Raw genomic sequence first — 20,451 nt, 5'->3', positions numbered from 1 at the left:
GCCATCGGACACTACCCCAGGCGAACGCAACGCGTCCCCCATACGCCGCACAGTGGAAAGCTGCTGGACGGCGGTTCAGCCGTCTGCCACCATCGCAGGCGCCCCCACCTCGAGGGCGCGCCCAACGACGGGGCGCCACGCCGACCAGGAGCCTGCAATGCGATACACCACCCTCGGCGCGAGCGGCCTGCGGATCTCGCGCATCATCCTCGGCTGCATGTCATACGGCGAGCCCGACCGCGGCGCGCACGGCTGGTCGCTCGGGCTCGATGATTCGCGCCCCTTCTTCCGGGCGGCGGTCGAAGCGGGCATCACGGTCTTCGACACGGCGAACGTGTACTCGCTGGGCTCCAGCGAGGAGATCACCGGGCAGCTGATCCGCGAGTTCACCCGCCGCGACGAGGTCGTGATCGCCACGAAGCTCGGCATGCCGATGGGCAAGGGGCCGAACGCTACCGGCCTCTCACGCGGGGCCATCATGACGCAGGTCGACGACTCGCTGCGGCGGCTCGGCACAGACTACATCGACCTGTACCAGATCCACCGCCTCGACCATCGCACTCCCGTCGAGGAGACGATGCAGGCGTTGCACGACGTGGTCGCCTCGGGGAAGGTGCGCTACCTCGGTGCATCCTCGATGCACGCCTGGCAGTTCGCGAAGATGCAGTACGTCGCCGACCTCCACGGCTGGACGCGCTTCGTCTCGATGCAGGACCAGTACAACCTCCTCATGCGCGAGGAGGAGCGCGAGATGCATCCGTTCTGCGTCGACCAGGGCGTCGGCGTCATCCCGTGGAGCCCGCTCGCGCGCGGGCGGCTCTCGCGTGAGTACGGGGCGCCGAGTCCGCGACTCGAGCTCGACGCGACGGGCGCCAACCTCTACCGGCAGGACGAGGAGTCCGACCGGGCCATCGCGGCAGCCGTCGGCGAGATCGCGACCGAGCGCGACGTCTCCCGCGCGCGGGTCGCGCTCGCGTGGCACTTCGCGAAGCCCGCCGTGACGGCGCCGATCATCGGCGCGACCAAGCCCGAGCACCTGCAGGATGCGGTCGCGGCCCTCGATCTGGAGCTCAGCGCCGAGGAGGTCGAGCGACTCGAGGCGCCCTACCGGCCGCGCAACCCCGAGGGCTTCGCCTGACGCCGGCGAGTCGAGGCGTCAGTCGGTCTGCTCCACATAGCCGGCGGCCTCGAGCGTCCGCGAGATCGACGCCGCTGTAACGCGCACCAGGTGGATCATGTTCTTGCCGTCGACGTCCTTCTCGGTGAGCGCGAGCGAGATCGCCGCGATCACCGTGTGGTTCGCGTCGCGCACCGGGGCCGCCACGCCGATGTGCACGTTGTCGACCTGACGGTCGCTCACCGCGTAGCCGATGTGACGGATGTCCCTGAGCAGTCGTTCGAGCGTGTCGCGGTCGGTGTACGTGCGCGGTGTGAAGGCCTCGAGGTCGCCCGAGAGCACCTCCTCCTGGACCTCGGGCGGCGCGTGCGCGAGCAGCACCTGGCCGATCGCGGTGGCGTGCAACGGGTAGCGCGCGCCGACGAGCGGACGCCGCACCGAGCGCCGAGGACTCTGGAACCGCTCGATCGACACGAGCTCCAGACCCTCGCGGATCGCGAGGTGCGACGCGTACCCGGTGGTCTCGTAGAGGTCCTGCATGTACGGCCGGGCCAGTCGCTGAAGCCCGACGGAGCGCGGCGCGAGCGACGCGAGCTCCCAGAGCCGCAGGCCCACGCGGTATCGTCCCTCGCCATCGCGCTCGAGGGCTCCCCACTCCACGAGGCGCTGCACGATGCGGTAGCAGGTCGCGATCGGAAGCCCCGTGCGCCGGCTGATGTCGGAGAGCGACTGCCGCACGCGGCCGCCCTGGAACGTTCCGAGGATGGCGAAGGCTCGGTCGATCACCGATCGAGGTGCGCCTCCATCGGGAACGTCATCGGTGGGCTCCGTCGTCACGCATCCCATCATCCTCCATCACGATGATGGCGCGGCCCGTGATCTCGCCACGGGCGAGCGCCTGGTAGGCGTCGTCGACCTGTTCCAGGGAGTAACGGCGGGTGATCAGACCCTCGGCGTCGAACGCGCCCGACTCGACGAGGTCGACGACGGCCGGAAGGTCGGAGCGGGTCCGCCCGCCGAACGAACCGGTGATGGTGTATCCGCGCCGCACCAGCGGGGTGATCTCGATCGGCGCAGTGGCTGCACCCGCGGCGATGCCGACCGCGACCATGCGTCCGCCGTCGGCCAGCATGCGCGACGCCTGCACGAACGTATCGGGGCGCCCGAGCGCCTCGAATGCGACATCCGCGCCGCCCTCGAGGATGCCTCGCACCGCGTCGACCGGGTCGACCTCGCGGGAGTTGACGGTGTCCGTCGCGCCGAGCTGTCGCGCGCGTTCGAGCTTCTCGTCGGCGATGTCGACCGCGACGATGCGGGTCGCGCCCACCGCGGCGGCCATCTGCACGATGCTCGAGCCGACGCCTCCGACGCCGACCACCACGACGGAGTCGCCCGCCTCGACGTGGCCCGCGCGCTTCACCGCGCCGTAGGACGTCAGCCCTGCGCACCCCGCGATGCATGCGGACGTGGCATCCGTCGCCTCCGAGAGCGGGGCGAGCGCCGAGACGGGCACGACCGAGTACTCGGCGAGTCCGCCCATCGAGTACATCGCAAGGAAGCCGCCGTCGGGCATGCTCAGGCGACTCGTGCCGTCGTAGAGCGTGCCGCGCAGCCGGTTCTGCGCGAAGAAGTTCGCGCACAGGTCGTCACGCCCGCGCCGGCAGGCGTCGCACTCGGTGCACGGCATGATGAACGCCCCCACGACCGTTGCGCCGACCTCGAGGGCCTCGGGCACGTCGGTGCCCGGACCGAAGCTCACGATGGTGCCGCTGATCTCGTGGCCGAGCACGGCCGGCCGCGGAAAGGCGACCTCCCCCTTCACCACGTGCAGGTCGGTGTGGCAGACCCCGCAGGCGATGACCCTGATGAGCGCCTCTCCCTGCCTGGGCACCGGCACGTCGATGTCGATGACCCGAAGTCGCGGTTCCTCGTCGTGGAGGACGGCGGCGCGCATCGTGCGCGGAAGCTCGCTCGCGGAGGTCGGCATGGTGGTCCTTTCGTCGTCGAACGGCACTGGGTCCAGCATCCGGCATCCTGTGCCTCTGTCAATCCGCCCGTTCACCCGATGAAAACCACGCCGCGCTGTGTGCTGCGTTGCCCCCACCGGAGCACCACGTCGATTCCGGCAGGGTCGCCCATCCGGGGGATGTACCCGACAGCACGACATGGTGTGTTGATGGGAGCACTGGTTGCACGAGTGCTCACGCCCACGCGATCCGGTGCCGGAGCCGCGCGACAGAGAGGAACCGCTCCCATGGGGTATTCGCAAGTGGCCGGGATGCTCCCTCGCATCGAACGCCGGATCCTCGACCGGATGCCGGCGGTGCTCGTTTTCACCGTCGCGGCCGACGCCGCGGTACACGTCGTCGGTGCACCTGAGGTGTCGGAGATGCCCGTACTGCCGTGGTGGACCACCCTCATCGCGGCGGTCCTTGGGATTGCTGCCGTCACGCTCTCCGGTTGGGCGCATCGAGCATCATCGACGCTCTGGGCGGCTGCCGTCGCGCTCCTCGTGCTGTCGAGTCTTCCGCGTCTGCCTCACGACCTCTTCGTCGTGATCTCCGCGACGATCGCGGCGGTCACCGGCGGTGACGCGCTCTTCGAAGTCTCCCCGCCCTGGCTCGCACTGAGTCGCAACGTGCTCGTCCTGGGTGTCGGCGTGCTTGCATTCCGGGTTGCGGTGGTCGCGCGACGCAGATTCCGAGGAGTCTGCTCGTGGTGCGGCAGAGCGGATGCCGGGCCACCGCCGGCTCGGCTCCGATTGCTCCGGGTGACCGGCGTCGTCGCGATCGTCGCTCCCCTCCCCTACCTCTGGCTCAAGCTCTCGTGGTCGACCGGTTCGAGTGTCGGGCTTGCCGATCCCGACTACTTCTCGAGTGTCACGTTGACCACCCCTGGATTCGGTGATTCCGTTGCGCTGGGCGTCCTTGGAGTGGTGGCGGCGGCGATCATGCTGGCACGGCCGCGGCACTGGATCCCGCGATCCGCGTTGGTGATCATCGGAATCGTGGCTTCGACCATGCTCCTGCCGATCGGCACCGCGGGCGCCGTCATGCTGGGGGGCGCTGCACTGGGCGTGGTCGACGTCGACAGCGGCATCCTTCGAGCCTGGGTCTTCACGCTCGTCTACGTCAGCTTTCTCGCGTGGGGCGCTGCCCTCGCCATCGCCACGTGGCAGTACTGGTCGGCAACGCGTGCGCGCTGCCCAAGCGAGCATCACGGCGCAACGTCGGCTTCGTTGTCGTCAGTATGCCGCTGAGCGCAGTCCAGGCCCTGTTTCCCCCAGGACCTTCAGGTCCGCGGTGTGAGCACCGGCAGCCGCGGCCCGGCGATGGCCGCCTGAGTGCCGCCCTTGTGTGCTTCGGCCGGCAGGTGATGGACTGGCGACGACGGCGCGAGCTGTCGCAACGACATCCGTCATCGTGACATCCGTCATCGAGACATCCGTCATCGAACAGTGAGGACGCCCATGCCGTACATCACCGTCGGAACCGAGAACTCCGCTCCTATCGAGCTCTACTACGAGGACCACGGCCAGGGCCAGCCGGTCGTGCTGATCCACGGCTACCCGCTCGACGGGGACTCGTGGGAGAAGCAGTCGCGGGCGCTCCTCGAGGCCGGGTACCGCGTGATCACGTACGACCGTCGCGGGTTCGGGGCATCCGGCAAGCCCACGACCGGCTACGACTACGACACGTTCGCCGCCGACCTGAAGACCCTGCTCGACACGCTCGACCTGCAGGACGTCGTGCTCGTGGGCTTCTCGATGGGCACCGGCGAGGTCGGCCGGTACCTCGCCAGCCATGGCAGCGACCGGGTCGCGAAGGCCGCATTCCTGGGCTCGCTCGAGCCGTACCTGCGGAAGACCGACGACAACCCCGGCGGCGCCGCGCCCGACTTCGACGACCTCACCGCGCAGGCGGTGAACGACCGGTTCGCGTGGTTCACCGGGTTCTTCGAGAACTTCTACAACCTCGACGAGAACCTCGGTTCCCGCATCAGCGAGGAGGCCGTGCGGGGCAGCTGGAACGTCGCCACCCGGGCCTCATGGCACGCCGCTGCCGCGGTCGTCGACACGTGGCTCACGGACTTCCGCGCCGACATCGAGAAGATCGACGTGCCGGCGCTGATCCTGCACGGCACCGCCGACCGGATCCTCCCGATCGACGTGACCGCGCGCGAGTTCCGCAAGCGGCTGCCCGACGCGGAATACGTCGAGATCGAGGGCGCACCGCACGGAATGCTGTGGACGCACGCCGACGAGGTGAATGCCGCGCTGCTCGGGTTCATCGCGAAGGCGAAGTAGACGGGACCTTCGTCCATGTCGACGTCGCGGTGGCGTGCCTAAGGTCGAACGTCGCAAGGGGGATCTCATGAACAGGTTCGTTCGGGTCGCGGTCGGGGCCGCGGTGACGGCGATGACCGTCGCCGGCTTGGCCGCATGCAACTTCATCGGCCCGCCGCAGCGCTTCACCGACGACTTCACCGTGACCGAGGACATCGCGGTGATCGAGCTCGACGACGCGACCGGCAGCGTGACGGTGACCGGCAGCGAGGGCGCGACCGACATCACCGTCGAACGCACGGTGTCGTACATGGGCAACCGCGACATCGGCGAGACGCACGACGTCGACGGCGACACGCTCGAACTCGGCAATTGCGGCCGGTTCTGCTCGGTCGACTACACGATCGAGGCGCCGATGGGCCTCGACGTGGGCGGCACCGCCGCGAACGGCGCGATCGAACTGACCGGCGTCGGCGAGGTCGACGTGCGCACATCGAACGGCCGGATCGAGCTCGAGGATGTCGCGGGCAGGGTCGACGCCGAAACGAGCAACGGTCGCATCATCGGCCGCGACCTCAACGGCGACGGCGTGCGGGCGCGCACGTCGAACGGCGGCATCGAGCTCGAGCTGGGCGAGGCCCAGGACGTCGAGGCGCGCACCTCGAACGGCGCGATCGAGGTCAGCGTGCCCGATGGGACCTACCGGGTGACCGCCGAGACGTCGAACGGCTCGGAGGACATCGGCGTCGCCAATGACCCCGACGGCGAGTTCGAACTGGATCTGCGCACGTCGAACGGGTCCATCACCGTCACCGGCTGACCGGGCGAGGGGAAAGCGAGCGGATGCCGCGGCATCCGCTCCTCGTCGTCACCGGCGGCTGTCGCGCAACTCTTCCAGCACCGCCTCCAGCTGATCGACGGCCCAGTCGAGGTCGCTCCGTTCGACGACGATCGGCGGAGCGAGCCGGATGGTCGAGCCGTGCGTGTCCTTCGCGAGTACCCCGCGCCGCATGAGCGCCTCGCAGACCTGCCGGCCGGTCGCGAGCGCCGGATCGATGTCGATGCCCGCCCAGAGCCCCGCACCGCGCACCGCGACGACACCGTGTCCGATGAGCGCCTCGAGCCGGTCGTGCAGGTGCGCGCCGAGCTCCCGGGCTCGCGCCTGCGGCTCGCCCGACGCGAGCATGCGCACGACCTCGAGTCCCACGGCGGCAGCGAGCGGGTTGCCGCCGAACGTCGAGCCGTGCTGGCCCGGGCGGATCACTCCGAGCACGTCACGGTCGCCGACCACCGCCGAGACCGGCACGATGCCACCGCCGAGGGCCTTGCCGAGCAGGTACAGATCGGGCACCACGCCCACAAGGTCGCACGCGAACGTCGCGCCCACGCGTCCGAGCCCCGACTGGATCTCGTCGGCGATGAGGAGCACGCCGTGCTCGCGGGTGATCCGCCGCACACCGGGCAGGAATTCGGCGGGCGGCACGAGGATGCCGGCCTCGCCCTGGATCGGCTCGACGAGCACCGCGACCGTGTTCTCGTCGATCGCGGCCTCGACCGCCCCGGCATCGCCGTATGGCACCATCCGGAAGCCCGGTGTGTACGGGCCGAAGTCGTCGTGCGCGTCGGGGTCGTCGCTGAACGAGATGATCGTCGTGGTGCGCCCGTGGAAGTTGCCGGCCATCACGACGACGTTCGCGGCATCCGCTTCGACGCCCTTGACCCGGTAGCCCCACGCGCGGGCCACCTTGATGCCGGTCTCGACGGCCTCGGCGCCGGTGTTCATCGGCAGCACCATGTCCTTGCCGCAGAGTGCGGCCAGCTCGGCGACGAACGATCCGAGCCGGTCGTTGTGGAATGCGCGGCTCGTGAGCGTGATGCGGTCGAGTTGCGCGCGTGCCGCGTCGACGAGGCGCGGGTGGCCGTGCCCGAAGTTCACGGCCGAGTAGGCGGCGAGGCAGTCGAGGTAGCGTCGGCCGTCGACATCGGTGACCCACGCACCGTCTCCGGATGCCACGACCACGGGCAGCGGGTGGTAGTTGTGCGCGGCGTGCTCGTCCTCATCCCGGATGGCTGCGGCGGTACGAGCCGAAGGCTCCGCCCGTAGACGCCCGACCACACCCGAGCCTTCGGCTCGTACGGCCGCATCCGGGTCGTTGATCACGTCGTGGTTCGTCGAAGGCGTCATCGGCGCAGCTCCAGGGTGCAGCACTTGACGCCGCCGCCGCCGAGCAGCAGCTCGGAGAGGTCGACGCCGATCGGGTGGTAACCGTGCTCGCGCAGCTGCCGCTCGAAGTCGATCGCGCGTGAGGCGATGACCACGTGGTAGCCGTCGCTGAACGAGTTGAGGCCGAGCACCGCGGCATCCGTCTCGTTCACGAGGATCGCGTCGGGGAAGCGTTCGCGCAGCACGGCGAGGGAGTCGGCATCGAACGCGGTCGGCAGGTAGGCGATGTGCTCCTGTCCGGGCGTGGAGTCGAGCACCGCGATGGCGGTGTCGAGGTGATAGAAGCTCGGGTCGACGAGTCGCAGCGTCACCACCTCGCGGTCGTAGATGCGAGCCAGCTCCTCGTGCGAGAGGGAGTGGCTGCGGAATCCCGTGCCCGCGAGGATCGTCTCGCCGACGAGCAGGAAGTCGCCCTCGCCCTCGTTGATCTCCTCGGGTTCGCGCACGTCGAACCCGGCCGCGCGGAACCAGTCCATGTAGGCCGGCCCCTCGGGCTGGCGCTCGGGGTAGGTGAACTTCGCGCCGTAGGCGACGCCGTCGATGACGAACCCGCCGTTGGCGGCGTAGACCATGTCGGGCAGGCCCGGGATCGGGTCGATGAGGTGCACGTCGTAGCCGAGACCGAGGTAGGTGTCGTACAGCACCTGCCATTGCGCGACGGCGATGCTCGTATCGGTCGGTTCGGCCGGGTTCATCCACGGGTTGATGCGGTAGACGACCGTGAAGTGCTCGGGCCGGCACATCAGCACGGTGCGCCGGGTGGGCCGTCGCTCGGGCCTCGTGCCCGACTGCTCGTCGGTCTGGATCGCGGTCGACATCTCGCTCCTTCGCGTCGGGCCGATGTCGTCGCGTCGGGCGACATCCGCCGTATTGGCAATGTCGGCGGACCAGGTCGCTCGTTCGAGCCTCGACGACGACGTTCGGGTTGCGCCGCCGTCGAGACGCCACCTTCAGTGTGAACCGAACCGGCGGGAACATTCCGGGTTTCCGGCGCAATTTCCCTGCGCATTCGCCGCCGTTTCGGGCGAATCGTGCATTGGATGCACCGACGGATGCCTCGAATCGCACGCGCTTCCAACGCCCTTGCCCGCTCCCCCGTGGACGTGCTGCCGATCGCCGCGCCCGACGACTGAGCGCGGTTCGCCGTCAGCCGTTCTTCGCGTCGCGCCAGGCGATCCATTCGCGCACGGGCCTGAGATCGTAGCCGGGCCCGGTGAGGCCGAAGGTGAACAGCCGCACGCCCGCGCCGTGGAGCGCGTCGGCGTAGTCGAGGTCGACCTGCCGGTGGGGCAGCTCGTTCGACACGACGATCTCCGACACGTCGCGGCCGACCTCGTCTCCCCACCGCTTCAGCACGTCGAGCTTGTGCGGCAGGTCGCCGGGCGCGACGAACGAGTGCCAGATGTCGGCGTGCCGCGCGACGATCTTCAGCGTCTTCTGCTCGCCCTTGCCGCCGATCATGACCGGGATCCTGCGGGTCGGCCCGGGATTCAGCTTCGCCCACCTCGCCTCGATGCGCGGCAGCGCGTCGGCCAGCGCATTGAGGCGCTGGCCCGGCGTACCGAACTCGTACCCGTACTCGTCGTAGTCGCGCTCGAACCAGCCCGAACCGGTGCCGAAGATGAACCGGCCCACGCCTCCCTTCGCACTGATGTGGTCGAGCGTGCGGGCCATGTCGGCCTGCAGGTCGGCGTTGCGGTACGAGTTGCAGTTCACGAGCGTGCCGAACTCGATGCGCTCGGTCTGCTCAGCCCACGCGCCGAGCATGGTCCACGCCTCGAAGTGCTTGCCGTCGCGGTCGCCCCTGAGCGGGAAGAAGTGATCCCAGTTGAAGGCGATGTCGACGCCGAGTTCCTCGAGGCGGAGCACGGCGTCACGGATGGCCGAGTACTCGGCGTGCTGCGGCTGCACCTGGATGCCGAGGCGCACGGGGGAATCGAGAGGCATGCGTTCCACACTAGGGCGGATGCCGCGGCGCGTGGCCGTGGCATCCGCCCAGTGAATGGGCGATTGCTCCCGCGCGCACGGCGCAGGATATCGGCGTCCGGTGATGTGAGAACGCAACGAATCGACGTACACTCCGAGGATGGACAACCTCGACCGCGCCATCCTCGACCTGCTCCGGCAGAACGCGCGTGCAGGCTACGGCGACATCGGGTCGTCCGTGGGCCTTTCCGCGTCGGCCGTGAAGCGACGCGTCGACCGACTCGTCGCCGATGGCGTCATCAAGGCATTCACCATCCAGGTCGATCCGGCGGTCGACGGCATGTCCACCGAGGCGTACGTCGAACTGTTCTGCCGCGGCACCGTCGCCCCCGACGAGTTGCAGCGGATCCTGCAGGGCGTGCCCGAGGTCGTCTACGCCGGCACCGTCACGGGGAGCGCCGACGCGATCGTGCACATGCGCGCCCGCGACATCACCTCGCTCGAGGACGCGCTCGAACGTGTGCGCATCGCCCCGAACGTCGACCACACGCGCAGCGCGATCGTGCTCTCGCGGCTCGTCAACCGCAACCGGGACTGACGATGGCGGATGCCGCGGGGCCCACCGCCTCCGACAGCGAGTCTGCGCCGAGCGGCTCCGCCCCGAACGCGGTCGACGACGAGGGCCGACGGCACGGGCTCTGGCAGGAGCGCTTCGCGAACGGCCGGGTCGCGTCCGAGGGCGAGTACGTCCACGGCCTGCAGCAGGGGGTCTGGCGCACCTGGTTCCGCACCGGCCGGCTGAAGTCGATCGGCACCCGCGTCGACGATGCGCTCGACGGGCACTGGCGATTCTGGCGCGCGGGCGGTGGCCCGCTGCAGGAGGGCGCGTTCGACCGCAATGCGCAGGTGGGTCCGTGGCGACGCTGGTTCGACTCGGGCTCGCTCATCGACGAGGGCGAGTACCGCGACGGCCGCAAGGCCGGCATCTGGCGCAGCTACCATCCCGACGGCACGCTCAAGCACGAGAAGGACCTCGGCGCATGAGGTTCAGGATCGACCCCGAGGCATCCGATCCGCCCTTCGAGCAGGTGCGCACGCAGGTCGTCGAAGCCGTGCGCGACGGACGGCTCGCGGTCGGCGCGAAGCTGCCGACCGTGCGCGCGCTGGCCGATGAGCTCGGCCTCGCAGTGAACACCGTCGCCAAGGCGTACCGGGCGCTCGAGGCTGACGCGATCATCGAAACCCGCGGACGCAACGGCACGTTCGTGGCCGAGCACGGCGACCCCGGTGAACGACGGCTGCAGCGTGCGGCCGCAGATTACGCGGCACTCGCGCGTCGGCTCGGGGTCGAGGCATCCGAGGCTCGCGCGATCGTGGACGCGGCGCTCAGCTGACGCCCGCTCAAGCGGCCGACTCCGTCGCCGCGGAAACAGGGCGACACGCCGCCGCGGCATCGAGAACAGGCGGAATCGACCTGTCTGCGCTCCCGGGTCCTGCGCTCAGCTCGCCTCGGGGATCGGCTGCTTCGGCAGGCGACGCACCTTCGCACGGCGACGGCGGCGCTCGGGCACCATCGAACGCATCTCCTCGAGCTTGCCGAAGCAGAGCATGCGGTCTTCGGCCTCGAGCACCACGCCCTTGCGCGGGTTCGGGATGACGTTCGTGCCCCGGTGCAGCGTGAGCACCGTGATGTCGCGCTCCCAGAGCCCCGATTCGCCGAGCGTCTTGCCGACGAGATCGGCGGCGCCGTGCACGAGGAGCTCGGCGACGCCGTACCCCGTCGAGACGGTGAGGCGCTGGCGCACGTCGATCTCGGGGAACGCGACCTGGCCGCCGATGTAGTCGATGATCGCGCCCGCGACGTCGAGGTTCGTCGCCGTCTCGATGCCCTGCAGGCCGGGCGACGAGTTCACCTCCATCACGAGCGGGCCCTCGTTGCCCTCGAGCATGTCGACGCCCGCGACCTTCAGGCCCATGATCTGCGCCGAGCGCACGGCCGCCTGTTCGTACTCGGGCGTCAGCTCCACCGGCTCGACGGTGCCGCCACGATGCACGTTCGAGCGGAACTCGTCGCCGCTCGCGAGGCGCCGCATGGCCGCGACCACGCGGTCGCCCACGACGAGGGCACGGATGTCGCGGCCGCGGCTCTCGGCGATGAACCGCTGGATGAGTACGTTCTGCTTCGTGGAGTGCAGCGTCTCGATGATCGCCTCGGCGACCTTCACCTCAGGCGCGAGGATGACGCCGATGCCCTGGGTTCCCTCGAGGAGCTTGATGACCACCGGTGCGCCGCCGACGAGCTGGATCGCCGGGCGCACGTCGGCCCGGTTGCGCACGAATGCCGTCGCCGGCATGCCGATGTTGTGCCGCGACAGGATCTGGTTGGCGCGGAGCTTGTCGCGGGCGTTCGTGATGCCGTTGGCCGTGTTGGGCGTGTACACGTCCATCTGCTCGAACTGGCGCACCACGGCCGTGCCGAAGTAGGTGATGGAGTTGCCGATGCGCGGCAGCACCGCGTCGTAGTCCGACAGGGGGCGACCCCGGTACTGCAGATCGGGTTCGGGGCCGGCCAGGTCGATGGCGAAGCGCAGGGTGTTCAGCACCCTGACGTCGTGACCGCGCTGCTGCGCGGCCGCGCGGAGTCGCTGCGTGGAATACGCCTGCGGCGCGCGCGAGAGGATCGCCAATTTCATCGTGTTGCCCCTGCGAAGATGGTCGGGTGGTAGAGCCATCCCATTCAAACACCATCGTCGGATGGCGCGAGTGGGTCAGCCTGCCCGGAGTCGGCGTGCCGTGGATCAAGGCGAAGGTCGACACCGGTGCCCGCACCTCGTCGCTGCACGCATTCGACATCCTCGAGTTCCGACGGAAGAAGAGGCACTTCGTGCGCTTCGGGGTGCACCCCTGGCAGGACACCGACGAGGACGCCATGGTCGTCGAGTTCCCGATCCAGGATCGACGCGCCGTGCGCAGTTCATCGGGGCACACCGAGGTGCGCATCGTGGTGCTCCTCGAGGTGGTGCTCCGCGGGCGGCCCGTGAAGGCCGAGGTCACGCTCACCAACCGCGACGAGATGGGCTTCCGCATGCTCATCGGCCGGGAGGTTCTGCGACAGGGCTTCGTGGTCGATGCGTCGAAGTCGTTCACGGGCGGGCGGGCGCCCGGACGCATCCGCCGTCGGAATCGCGGCCGTTGAGGCTACAGGTCACGCGGTCACGTCGGTCGCCACCACTCCGGTACGCGCGACCTCGCCGAGCCATCCGAGGCTCGGCTTCGGTCGCCGTGCGAAGGTCTGCGGATCCCACCCGATGAGCCCGAACGTCGGCCGGAAACTGCCCCACTCGTAGTTGTCGAGGGCACTCCAGTGCAGGTAGCCGCGCACGTCGACGCCGTCGGCCATCGCCGAAGCGACCGCGTGGAGCGCCCCACGCGTGTAGTCGATGCGGCGAGCATCGTCGGCCGTCGCGATCCCGTTCTCGGTGACGTAGATGGGGAGGCCATTGCGTGCCCATGAATTGCGGATGCCGTCACCGATGGCCGGCGGGTGGTACTCCCAACCGGTGAGGGTGCGCTCGGCGGCATCCGGGATCGGCAGTGGCCCCTCGATCCCGATCCTGGTGCGCGTGTACGCCTGCACACCGATCCAGTCATCGCCGGATGCCGCGTCGAGGAACACGTCTTCGCGTGACCAGCCGTAGTCGGCCGCCGCCTGCTCGGCACCGGGTTCCGGCTGGTACGCCTGCGTCGCCACCGACCACCCGGCCGAACCGCCCGCCCCGCGCACGAGTTCGACGGCACGTTTGTGCGCCGCGATCAGCCGATCAGTCACCTCGGGCACGCCGGGCGGCAGTCCGACGGACGGGAAGCCGATAGAGGGATCGGCGAGCACCGACACCATGTTCGGCTCGTTGATCGTGCACACGAGGTCGACCCCGTCGACGATCGGGAGCGCGGCCTCGACGTACCGGACGAAGCGGTCGACTGAAGCATCCGTCAGCCAGCCGCCCTCGCGTGCGAACCACGCCGGGTTCGTGAAGTGATGCAGTGTGATCATCGGCTCGAGTCCGAGGTTGCGCGCGGTATCGACCATGCGTCGGTAGTGGTCGATCATCGCCCGCGACACGAAACCCTGCTCGGGCTCGATACGCGCCCACTCGACGCTGAACCGATAGGCGTTCAGGCCCGCGCCCGCGAGCAGCGCCATGTCGTCGGGATACCGGTGGAAGCTGTCGGCGGCGTCGCCCGACGGCGCCTCCACCGGTGCTCCGGGCAGGTGACCGTGCTCGCGCTGCCACCAGTCGGAGTTGACGTTGTTGCCCTCCACTTGGTGAGCAGCGGTCGAGGCACCCCAGAGGAAGCCGTCGGGGAAGCGGATGTCGGGCACGCAGCCCTCCTTCTTGGTTGGTTCGGCCTTACTTGATTCCGGTGAGCGCGATGCCCTGCACGAAGTACCGCTGCAGCACCACGAAGATGAGCAGCACGGGCACGACCACGACGACGGCGCCGGCCATCATGAGTCCGTATCGGGCTGCGTGCTGGCCGACCGAGTACAGCGCGAGCGCCACCGGCAGCGTGTACTTGTCCTCGGTCGTGGCCACGACGAGCGGCCAGAGGAAGTTGTTCCAGCTGCCGAGGAACGTGAGGATCGTCAGTGTCGCCACGGCCGGGCCGCAGAGCGGCATGATCACCCGCAGGAAGATGCGCCACTCCCCCGCACCGTCGATGCGCGCGGCCTCGATGATGTCGTCGGGCAGGCTCAGCATGAACTGCCGCATGAGGAACACCCCGAGCGGCGTGATCAGGAACGGCAGGATCAGCCCCGGATACGAGTTCACGAGGCCGAGGTTCGCGGTGAGCACGAACAGGGGCACGAACGTGACGACCCCCGGCACCATCAGTGTGCCGAGCACGAGCGCGAACAGCAGCTTCTTGCCGCGGAACTCGAGCTTCGCGAGCGCGTAGCCGACCATCGACGAGAAGACGATGTTGCCGAGCGTCACGAAGATCGCGACGATGATGCTGTTCGCGAAGAACGTCGTGAAGTCGAGGCGTCCGAAGAGCTGCGTGTAGTTCTCGAGGGTCGGGTCGATGGGCCAGAAGTTCGTCGGGTGCTGCCGGATCTCGGCTGTCGTCTTGAACGAGCCCAGGATCATCCAGACGAACGGCATCACCATGGCCACCAAGCCGAGGATGAGCACGACGTAGAGCCACCACCTCGGACGTGGCCGGCGACGTCGTGCGGCGCGAAGGGGTGAGCTGACGGATGCCGCGTTGCGGGCGACATCCGTCACCTGAGCGTTGCTCGTGGTCGTCGCCATGTCAATCCTTCTTCCCGAGCAACCGGAACTGTATGAACGACAGCGCGACGACGGCGAGGAACAGCACATAGCTCGCAGCCGAGGCGAACGAGTAGTTGCCGAACCCGAACTGGTTGTAGGTGTACATCGCGGTCGAGAGGGTGGCGTCGAGTGGGCCGCCCCTGGTCATCACGAACGGCTCCTCGAAGAACTGCAGGAAGCCGATGCCGGTGATGACCGCCGCGAACAGCAGGGTGGGTCGCATGGCCGGCAGGGTGATGTTGCCGAAGCGCTGGAACACGTTGGCGCCGTCGACCATCGCGGCTTCGTGATGCTCCTTCGGCACACCCTGGAGGCCCGCGAGGAAGATCACCATGAGCGTGCCGATGTTGCGCCAGATCGCCATCAGGATGAGTGAGGGCATTGCCCACGTCGTCGACTGCAGCCAGTCGGGCCCATTGACGCCGAACCATCCGAGGAAGGCGTTCAGGAGCCCGTCGGGCTGGAGGATGAACCGCCAGACGACCGCGATCGCGACGATGCTCGTCACGACCGGCGCGTAGTAGCCGACCCGGAAGACGGTGCGGAACTTCGAGATGCCCGTGTTCAGCGCGAGCGCCACGGCGAGCGCGATGGCCATGGTAAGCGGCACGCCCACGATCACGAAGATCGCCGTGTTCAGCAGCGACCGCACGAACCGCGGGTCGCCGAAGAGCCGCGCGTAATTGTCGAAGCCCACGAAGTTCACGTTGAAGGGGGTCTGCAGGTCGCGGGTCGTGAGGTCGGTGAAGCTCATGGACAGCGAGGCGACGATCGGGCCCGCCATGAAGACGAGGAACAGGATCAGGAATGGTGCGGCGAAGCCCCACGCGATGAGTGTGATGCGTCGGCTCCGACGCGACACCGCACGGGCGCGCGTCGGAGCCGACGGGGTGAGTGCGACCATTCGCTTCAGAAGCCGGTGCCGATCGACTCGGCCTGCGACTGCATCGTGACAAGCGCATCTTCGACGCTCGTCTCACCGCGTGCGACCTTCTCGAGCTCCTGGTCGACGACGGCCGACACCTGCGCCCAGGTCGGGATCGCCGGCGGAGCCTTGGCGTCGAGGAGCTGCTCGCCGAAGACGCCGAGGTACGGGTCTTCGGTGAACGCCTCGTCCTCCCAGGCGGCCTCGACGCTCGGCATCACCGAGGCGATGTCGTACCAGGCGACCTGGGTCTCGGGCTCGGTCAGCCAGCGCACGAACTTCCATGCGGCATCCCGGTTCGCGGCGTCGTCGAAGACGGCGAGGTTGCCGCCGCCGGTGAAGCTCGTGCGGCTGTCGGCGCCGGGCACGACTGAGAGCGCGAACTTGTCGGCGAAGTCGGCGCCGCCCTGGTCGAGCAGGATGCCCGCGTGCCACGGTCCGCTGTAGAACGCACCCAGCTGTCCGTCGATGAACTGCTGCTCGAGGGCGCCGCCCTCGAGTCGCACCGGCTGGGCGAGTCCCTCCTCGAAGAAGCTCGCGTAGAACTCGAACGCCTCCTGCCATTCGGGGGTGTCGAGAGTGAAGGTCTCACCGTCGGCGTCGAGGATGTCGCCACCCACCTGCCACACGAAGGGCGACACCGACTGCCATGAGTCGAACCCGCCGGGCGGCAGGGAGATTCCAGACGTCGCGCCCTGGCCCTGGAGGGCCGTCACGAATGCCTTGAGCTCGTCCCAGGTCTCGGGAGCTTCGACGCCTGCCGCTTCGGCGAAGTCAGTGCGGTAGTAGAGCACGCGCGTGTCGACGTACCACGGCACCCCGTAGGCGACGCCGTCGACGACGGTCGTGTTCCACGAGCCCTCGAAGAAGCTGCCTTCGTCGACGAGCCCCTCGGGCGTCGGCTCGAATGCACCCGTCGCGCCGAACTCGCCGACCCAGGTGGTGCCGAGCATCGAGATGTCGGGCGTCTCGCCTGCAGCGATGGCCGTCGCGATGCGATCGTGCGCGCCGTCCCATGGCACTGCGGTGACGTCGATCGTGACCTCGGGGTTCTCCTCCTCGAACTGGGCGGCGAGTTCGCTCAGGAGCTCGCCTTCGTTGCCCATCGCCCAGATCTCGACGGTGCCGGTGGCGGGCTCGTCGTTGATCGCACCCTTGCTCTCGGGGCCGTCTGAGCCGCCGCCGTCGCCACGGCCGCACGCCGTCAGCAGCAAGGCACCTGCGGTGAAGACGACGCCCGCCGCCGTCACCCGCCTCAGGGTTCGGTGTGATCTCCATTGATTCATCGGGTCGGCCTCCATTTGGTCGCTTCCGCTCGTCGGCGGTCCATCTTGCCTCTCGGGGGGTGCTCGCCGCAGCCCTCGGCCGCGACGCGATTCACCATAACGTAAAAACCTAACACGCGATAGGTTTTCGTCGTCGATGGGATAGATTCGTCACATGGGCGAGCAGAAGACGGATGCCGGGGGCACGACCCGCGAGCGCGAGGTGCCCGATCCTCCCGCCGCACGAGCGCGCCGCGGCAGCTATGCGAAAGGCCAGGCCAAGCGGCAGGAGATCGTCGACGCCGCCCTCGTGGTGTTCGGGCGCAGCGGCTTCCACAGCGGCTCGCTGCGCGAGATCGCCAAACGCGTGAACCTCACCCCCGCCGGGCTCATGCACCACTTCGCGGGCAAAGAGGAGCTCTTCACGGAGGTGCTCCGGCAGCGCGACGCACGGGTGCAGGCCGCAGCCGGCGACGTCTCGGAAGTCACGCTGCTCGAACAGGTCCGGAAGGTCGTCGCCTACAACCAGACCACCCGCGGCCTCACGTCGCTGTACACCGTCATCTCGGCCGAGGCGACCGACACGGAACATCCGGCTCACGAGGATTTCGCCCGGCGGTACGCCGACAGCGCCGCGTCGACGAGCAGCGTGCTGGCCGACGCCCAGCGCGACGGTCTCATCAGGTCCGACATCGATACGACGCACGCCGCGCGGCTGATCTCCGCCGTCATGGACGGACTGCAACAACAGTGGCTGCTCGACGACTCGGTCGACATGACGGCCCTCTTCGACGAGTTCGTGCAGGGCTACCTGCTGGAACCCCGAACGGAACCGGGGCCCTAAGCCGACGCGAGATCCGCCTCCAGGCGCGCAACGTCGGTCGACCGGCACAGCCCGGTCGCTTCGAGCATCGCGGTCGCGCTGCCCGCGGCCACCGCGGTGCGGAACGCCTCCTCGAGGCTGCGTCCCTCGGCGAGGCGGAGGACGAGCCCGGCGAGGAACGCATCACCCGCGCCGACGGTGCTCCGCACATCCACCCGCGGCGTCGGCAGCCGGAGCACGCCATCGGCGGTGGCGAGCACCGCGCCGGCGGCGCCGAGCGAGAGCGCGACGATCTCGGCCCGTCCGCTCGCGACGATCGCCCGGGCCGCCTCGACCTGCTCGCCATCGTCGAGGGTGTCGCCCGCGTCGACGAGCTCGGCCAGCTCGCGCAGGCTCGGCTTGATGAGGAACACCCGCTCGTCGAGTGCCGCCTCGAGCGCGGGGCCCGATGCATCCACCACGATGCGCACGTCGTGTTCGCCGCAGATCCGCGAGAGGAGGGCGTAGAAGTCATCGGGCACACCGGGCGGCAGACTGCCGCTCGCGACGAGGTAGCCGTCGATCGGGAGGAGGTCGGCCACGACCGACAGGCAGGCACGCCATTCGGGCTCCCGCAGCGTCGGCCCCTGCATCACGAAGCGGAACTGGTCACCCGTGGCGACCTCGTCGACCGTGAAGCTCTCACGCGTGTTCCCCGCGACCCCGACCACGCGGGCGAGGACGCCTTCGTGCTCGAGGAACCCCCGATAGGCCTGCCCGGTCGGACCGCCGAGCGGGCAGATCGCGATCGAGGTGCCACCGAGGTTCCGAATCGCCCGCGTCACGTTCACACCGCCACCGCCCGGATCGAACCGCGTCGGTCCGCAGCGGAGCTTGTGCTCGGGCACGACCTGCTCGGTCGAGCTCGAGACGTCGAGCGCGGGGTTCATCGTCAGCGTGACGATCGGGGCATGCACGACCACAACCCGAGCATAGGGGCGGGGCCCAGTCGGGCCGTCAGTTCCGAATGCCGCCACCGGCTCCCGTGATCACGCGGTACGCCGATCGCGCACCCGGGATGCGAGCCGCCGCGGTGCGCAGGGCGTAGACGAGCGTCGAGTGCCCGTGCTTGCGTGCCGCCGCACGCTTGAGCTCCCGCGCCCAGAGCGCGACGATCCGTTCGTCGTCGAATCTCCGGGCCGAGCGCACGGCCGCTCGCCGCATCGCCATGACCCGCCCAGGTGGCAGGTCACGCAGTCGCTGCAGTGCCGCGGCGAGTGCCTCGACGTCTCCGGCGGGCACGACGAATCCGTTGCGCCCGTCGCGGATGATGTCTGCAGGCCCGTACCGGATGTCGTAGGCGATCGGCAGGCAACCCATGGCGAGGCTCTCGACGAGCACGAGCGGAAAGCCCTCGGAGCGCGAGGTGAGCAGGAGGAACGACGCCTCCGCGAGCTTCGCCCGCGCGCCGGGGTCGTATCCGTGCAGCCGCACCACCGAGGGGTCGACGATGTGCGACTCGATCGCGGAGCGGCATTCGCCGTCGCCGTAGACATCGAGGCGCAGGGGCTTCTCCAGGCGGGAGTTCGCCAGTTGCACGGCGTCGACGGCGTCTTCGACGCGCTTCCGTTGCTCGAGCGCCGCGAGCACGACGCCGCGGAATGGGTCGCGCTGCCCGACGTCGCCGACCGGCATCACCGAGAGTGAGTTCGGGATCACCACCAGATTTCGCTGTGCTCCGACGAGCTCGGTGACCTCGGTCGCCTGCCGCCGCGAGAGGAACGCGACGAGGTCGTAGTCATCGAGGTGCTCGAACACTTCGCGCCGCGAGGCACGCACCGTCCCGGACTGGCCCGCACCCGGCCGGTGCGAGGCATGCACAACATGCGCCGTGACCACGTGCGCCCGTCGGTACGTGAGCATGAACGGGGCGACCGTCTTGCTGTCGACGATCATGAAACTCGGCTGCCGCGCCGTGAGGGCGTCGAGCCACGCGGTGTAGAGCGGCCGGATGCGCCGCCACGACCGCACGGGGCTCCCCTCGCCGTCGCAGAGCACGACGGACCGCCCACCGAGTGCGCCCCGCTCCCGAACATCGCGCCGGTCGCTGAGCACCAGCGAACCGTCGGGTCGGAGGTGGTCGACCTGCAGGATCCGGCCGTCATCGCCGCGGCGCACCCGGGCGACCACGGCATGATCGCTGCGGCGCACCTCGGTCGCCTCCGCCTCGGCGAGCGGCGTGAACACGCGGTCGGCAGCGAGCGAACCGCCGGGCAGCGGATGCTTCCGCAGCCAGTCGTAGAGGTTCACGACCCGCACTCCGTCGGCGAGCACTCCGCGATCCTGCAGGCGTCGGTCGAGGGAGCTCGAGTCGGGGCGATCGTCGAACGTCAGGATGTCGACGGACACGCCGGCCACCCGGTGGAACGCCGCCGATCGGTGCAGCATCGCCGCGGTCATGCCGCCGAACTGGTCGGGGATCGACCACGTCAGGGCGAAGTACCGGCCCGCGGGCATGCGTGCGGAAAGGACCCCCATGACGCGAGCGTACTTGGGGGTGCGTCTCCT

General features: G+C 69.1%; 21 protein-coding genes. 9 read left to right on the top strand and 12 right to left on the bottom strand.

Annotated elements, in window-relative coordinates:
- The first annotated feature begins 157 nt into the window (after positions 1–157).
- Positions 158–1,138 carry an aldo/keto reductase gene (locus AB0K73_RS04685; RefSeq protein WP_360510356.1) on the top strand — a complete coding sequence of 327 codons (981 nt, stop codon included), beginning with the start codon at positions 158–160 and terminating at the stop codon, positions 1,136–1,138.
- Between the two features lie 18 nt (positions 1,139–1,156).
- On the opposite strand, the gene AB0K73_RS04680 is transcribed toward AB0K73_RS04685, so the two are convergent.
- Together AB0K73_RS04680 and AB0K73_RS04675 are read right to left on the bottom strand one after the other, a co-directional pair.
- Positions 1,157–1,954, bottom strand: coding sequence for an IclR family transcriptional regulator (locus AB0K73_RS04680; protein ID WP_360510358.1), 798 nt, complete (start codon positions 1,952–1,954; stop codon positions 1,157–1,159).
- Entirely contained in the window at positions 1,932–3,143 is a 1,212-nt protein-coding gene (locus AB0K73_RS04675; RefSeq protein ID WP_360510360.1) for a zinc-binding dehydrogenase, read from the bottom strand. Before AB0K73_RS04675 ends, AB0K73_RS04680 begins: the two co-directional genes overlap by 23 nt.
- 228 nt (positions 3,144–3,371) lie before the next feature.
- Here AB0K73_RS04675 and AB0K73_RS04670 point away from each other — a divergent pair, with 228 nt between their 5' ends.
- The 3 genes from AB0K73_RS04670 (at position 3,372) to AB0K73_RS04660 (ending at position 6,222) form a co-directional block, all read left to right on the top strand.
- Positions 3,372–4,376 carry a hypothetical protein gene (locus AB0K73_RS04670; RefSeq protein ID WP_360510362.1) on the top strand — a complete coding sequence of 335 codons (1,005 nt, stop codon included), beginning with the start codon at positions 3,372–3,374 and terminating at the stop codon, positions 4,374–4,376.
- A gap of 210 nt (positions 4,377–4,586) precedes the next feature.
- A complete protein-coding gene (locus tag AB0K73_RS04665; protein WP_360510364.1) occupies positions 4,587–5,423 on the top strand; it encodes an alpha/beta hydrolase in 837 nt (278 codons plus the stop codon).
- Positions 5,424–5,490: 67 nt separating this feature from the next.
- On the top strand, positions 5,491–6,222 hold the full coding sequence (locus AB0K73_RS04660) for a DUF4097 family beta strand repeat-containing protein (RefSeq protein ID WP_360510365.1): 732 nt from the start codon (positions 5,491–5,493) through the stop codon (positions 6,220–6,222).
- A 48-nt stretch (positions 6,223–6,270) separates the two neighbouring features.
- Here AB0K73_RS04660 and rocD read toward each other — a convergent pair whose 3' ends face one another.
- The 3 genes from rocD to AB0K73_RS04645 form a co-directional block, all read right to left on the bottom strand.
- Entirely contained in the window at positions 6,271–7,587 is a 1,317-nt protein-coding gene (gene rocD / locus AB0K73_RS04655; RefSeq protein ID WP_360510366.1) for an ornithine--oxo-acid transaminase, read from the bottom strand.
- Positions 7,584–8,444 (bottom strand): dimethylargininase, encoded by an 861-nt coding sequence (gene ddaH / locus AB0K73_RS04650; protein ID WP_360510367.1) that lies wholly within the window; start codon positions 8,442–8,444, stop codon positions 7,584–7,586. The genes rocD and ddaH overlap by 4 nt, the downstream gene beginning before the upstream one ends.
- Before the next feature lie 328 nt (positions 8,445–8,772).
- Positions 8,773–9,573 carry an LLM class F420-dependent oxidoreductase gene (locus tag AB0K73_RS04645; RefSeq protein WP_360510368.1) on the bottom strand — a complete coding sequence of 267 codons (801 nt, stop codon included), beginning with the start codon at positions 9,571–9,573 and terminating at the stop codon, positions 8,773–8,775.
- Positions 9,574–9,712: 139 nt separating this feature from the next.
- Here AB0K73_RS04645 and AB0K73_RS04640 point away from each other — a divergent pair, with 139 nt between their 5' ends.
- From AB0K73_RS04640 to AB0K73_RS04630, 3 genes are read left to right on the top strand one after another with little or no spacing between them, the layout of a single operon-like run.
- Positions 9,713–10,150: an Lrp/AsnC family transcriptional regulator gene (locus tag AB0K73_RS04640; protein ID WP_360510369.1), complete on the top strand. Its 438-nt coding sequence runs from the start codon at positions 9,713–9,715 to the stop codon at positions 10,148–10,150.
- Between the two features lie 2 nt (positions 10,151–10,152).
- Positions 10,153–10,596 carry a hypothetical protein gene (locus AB0K73_RS04635; protein WP_360510370.1) on the top strand — a complete coding sequence of 148 codons (444 nt, stop codon included), beginning with the start codon at positions 10,153–10,155 and terminating at the stop codon, positions 10,594–10,596.
- Positions 10,593–10,946 (top strand): GntR family transcriptional regulator, encoded by a 354-nt coding sequence (locus AB0K73_RS04630; RefSeq protein ID WP_360510371.1) that lies wholly within the window; start codon positions 10,593–10,595, stop codon positions 10,944–10,946. The genes AB0K73_RS04635 and AB0K73_RS04630 overlap by 4 nt, the downstream gene beginning before the upstream one ends.
- Before the next feature lie 105 nt (positions 10,947–11,051).
- Here AB0K73_RS04630 and AB0K73_RS04625 read toward each other — a convergent pair whose 3' ends face one another.
- Positions 11,052–12,245, bottom strand: a complete 1,194-nt coding sequence (locus AB0K73_RS04625; protein ID WP_360510372.1) for a RimK family alpha-L-glutamate ligase — start codon at positions 12,243–12,245, stop codon at positions 11,052–11,054.
- Between the two features lie 26 nt (positions 12,246–12,271).
- Between AB0K73_RS04625 and AB0K73_RS04620 the strand changes: the two genes are divergently transcribed.
- The gene (locus AB0K73_RS04620) at positions 12,272–12,748 is read left to right on the top strand and encodes a RimK/LysX family protein (protein ID WP_360510373.1); all 477 of its coding nucleotides are present in this window, start codon (positions 12,272–12,274) and stop codon (positions 12,746–12,748) included.
- 9 nt (positions 12,749–12,757) lie between these two features.
- On the opposite strand, the gene AB0K73_RS04615 is transcribed toward AB0K73_RS04620, so the two are convergent.
- The 4 genes from AB0K73_RS04615 to AB0K73_RS04600 are packed head-to-tail and all read right to left on the bottom strand — an operon-like array spanning position 12,758 to position 17,066.
- Positions 12,758–13,927 (bottom strand): family 1 glycosylhydrolase, encoded by a 1,170-nt coding sequence (locus tag AB0K73_RS04615; protein ID WP_360511247.1) that lies wholly within the window; start codon positions 13,925–13,927, stop codon positions 12,758–12,760.
- Between the two features lie 37 nt (positions 13,928–13,964).
- Positions 13,965–14,870 carry a carbohydrate ABC transporter permease gene (locus tag AB0K73_RS04610; protein WP_360510374.1) on the bottom strand — a complete coding sequence of 302 codons (906 nt, stop codon included), beginning with the start codon at positions 14,868–14,870 and terminating at the stop codon, positions 13,965–13,967.
- Position 14,871: 1 nt separating this feature from the next.
- Complete coding sequence (locus tag AB0K73_RS04605; RefSeq protein ID WP_360510375.1) at positions 14,872–15,795, bottom strand: sugar ABC transporter permease; 924 nt, start codon at positions 15,793–15,795, stop codon at positions 14,872–14,874.
- Between the two features lie 5 nt (positions 15,796–15,800).
- The gene (locus tag AB0K73_RS04600) at positions 15,801–17,066 is read right to left on the bottom strand and encodes a sugar ABC transporter substrate-binding protein (RefSeq protein WP_360510376.1); all 1,266 of its coding nucleotides are present in this window, start codon (positions 17,064–17,066) and stop codon (positions 15,801–15,803) included.
- A gap of 190 nt (positions 17,067–17,256) precedes the next feature.
- Here AB0K73_RS04600 and AB0K73_RS04595 point away from each other — a divergent pair, with 190 nt between their 5' ends.
- Positions 17,257–17,925 carry a TetR/AcrR family transcriptional regulator gene (locus AB0K73_RS04595; RefSeq protein WP_360510377.1) on the top strand — a complete coding sequence of 223 codons (669 nt, stop codon included), beginning with the start codon at positions 17,257–17,259 and terminating at the stop codon, positions 17,923–17,925.
- On the opposite strand, the gene AB0K73_RS04590 is transcribed toward AB0K73_RS04595, so the two are convergent.
- Both AB0K73_RS04590 and AB0K73_RS04585 read right to left on the bottom strand, forming a co-directional pair.
- Complete coding sequence (locus AB0K73_RS04590) at positions 17,922–18,866, bottom strand: 1-phosphofructokinase family hexose kinase (protein ID WP_360510378.1); 945 nt, start codon at positions 18,864–18,866, stop codon at positions 17,922–17,924. The two genes, AB0K73_RS04595 and AB0K73_RS04590, sit on opposite strands and share 4 nt — an antisense overlap.
- Before the next feature lie 34 nt (positions 18,867–18,900).
- Positions 18,901–20,421: a glycosyltransferase gene (locus AB0K73_RS04585; protein ID WP_360510379.1), complete on the bottom strand. Its 1,521-nt coding sequence runs from the start codon at positions 20,419–20,421 to the stop codon at positions 18,901–18,903.
- Positions 20,422–20,451 lie beyond the last annotated feature (30 nt).

The sequence above is a fragment of the Agromyces sp. NPDC052230 genome, from assembly GCF_040679595.1.
Classification (GTDB): domain Bacteria; phylum Actinomycetota; class Actinomycetes; order Actinomycetales; family Microbacteriaceae; genus Agromyces.
Note: the sequence above shows the minus strand (reverse complement) of the source record. Positions and strands in the feature narration are given on the sequence as shown.

What these genes read in the sequence shown, in the direction of transcription:
- AB0K73_RS04685 (WP_360510356.1), top strand. Translation starts at nt 158, where the DNA reads ATGCGATACACCACCCTCGGCGCGAGCGGCCTGCGGATCTCGCGCATC.
- AB0K73_RS04675 (WP_360510360.1), bottom strand. Translation starts at nt 3,143, where the DNA reads ATGCTGGACCCAGTGCCGTTCGACGACGAAAGGACCACCATGCCGACC.
- AB0K73_RS04670 (WP_360510362.1), top strand. Translation starts at nt 3,372, where the DNA reads ATGGGGTATTCGCAAGTGGCCGGGATGCTCCCTCGCATCGAACGCCGG.
- AB0K73_RS04665 (WP_360510364.1), top strand. Translation starts at nt 4,587, where the DNA reads ATGCCGTACATCACCGTCGGAACCGAGAACTCCGCTCCTATCGAGCTC.
- AB0K73_RS04660 (WP_360510365.1), top strand. Translation starts at nt 5,491, where the DNA reads ATGAACAGGTTCGTTCGGGTCGCGGTCGGGGCCGCGGTGACGGCGATG.
- rocD (WP_360510366.1), bottom strand. Translation starts at nt 7,587, where the DNA reads ATGACGCCTTCGACGAACCACGACGTGATCAACGACCCGGATGCGGCC.
- ddaH (WP_360510367.1), bottom strand. Translation starts at nt 8,444, where the DNA reads ATGTCGACCGCGATCCAGACCGACGAGCAGTCGGGCACGAGGCCCGAG.
- AB0K73_RS04645 (WP_360510368.1), bottom strand. Translation starts at nt 9,573, where the DNA reads ATGCCTCTCGATTCCCCCGTGCGCCTCGGCATCCAGGTGCAGCCGCAG.
- AB0K73_RS04640 (WP_360510369.1), top strand. Translation starts at nt 9,713, where the DNA reads ATGGACAACCTCGACCGCGCCATCCTCGACCTGCTCCGGCAGAACGCG.
- AB0K73_RS04635 (WP_360510370.1), top strand. Translation starts at nt 10,153, where the DNA reads ATGGCGGATGCCGCGGGGCCCACCGCCTCCGACAGCGAGTCTGCGCCG.
- AB0K73_RS04630 (WP_360510371.1), top strand. Translation starts at nt 10,593, where the DNA reads ATGAGGTTCAGGATCGACCCCGAGGCATCCGATCCGCCCTTCGAGCAG.
- AB0K73_RS04625 (WP_360510372.1), bottom strand. Translation starts at nt 12,245, where the DNA reads ATGAAATTGGCGATCCTCTCGCGCGCGCCGCAGGCGTATTCCACGCAG.
- AB0K73_RS04610 (WP_360510374.1), bottom strand. Translation starts at nt 14,870, where the DNA reads ATGGCGACGACCACGAGCAACGCTCAGGTGACGGATGTCGCCCGCAAC.
- AB0K73_RS04605 (WP_360510375.1), bottom strand. Translation starts at nt 15,795, where the DNA reads ATGGTCGCACTCACCCCGTCGGCTCCGACGCGCGCCCGTGCGGTGTCG.
- AB0K73_RS04595 (WP_360510377.1), top strand. Translation starts at nt 17,257, where the DNA reads ATGGGCGAGCAGAAGACGGATGCCGGGGGCACGACCCGCGAGCGCGAG.
- AB0K73_RS04585 (WP_360510379.1), bottom strand. Translation starts at nt 20,421, where the DNA reads ATGGGGGTCCTTTCCGCACGCATGCCCGCGGGCCGGTACTTCGCCCTG.